The sequence below is a fragment of the Bacillus cereus group sp. BfR-BA-01382 genome, from assembly GCF_022663475.1.
Lineage (GTDB): Bacteria > Bacillota > Bacilli > Bacillales > Bacillaceae_G > Bacillus_A > Bacillus_A thuringiensis_S.
The window spans coordinates 1-332 of the sequence record NZ_JAKUFQ010000326.1 but is presented as its reverse complement, the minus strand read 5'-3'; the positions used below and the strand labels follow the sequence as shown (position 1 = coordinate 332).

The window sequence follows — 332 nt, the reverse complement described above, 5'->3', positions numbered from 1 at the left end:
TTCACATCAATATCTGTATGCTCTAATAATTCTTTAACAACCTCTACATGGCCACGCTCAGATGCAGAAATAAGTGCTGTTCCACCTGACTTAGTCGTTTCTTTCGTATTAACTCCTGCATTAATTAATACTTTTACAATATCCGTATATCCTTCTCTACTTGCATAAAGAAGTGGATTACTTTTTTTCTCATCTTTAATTTCAATATTAGCACCTGCACCAATTAATGCTTTAACTGTCTCTACATGATTTTGGTACGTCGCTGCAAGGACAGGCGTTTCTCCGTTGTCACCTTCTACGTTTATATTCGCTCCATCCTGAATCAACTTCAT

Annotated in this window: 1 protein-coding gene; it reads right to left on the bottom strand. The window is 36.7% G+C overall.

Annotation, left to right across the window (positions count from 1 at the left end):
* Window positions 1-332 (bottom strand): ankyrin repeat domain-containing protein (locus MR160_RS34185; protein ID WP_242299252.1); only part of this gene is annotated, 332 nt, incomplete at both ends.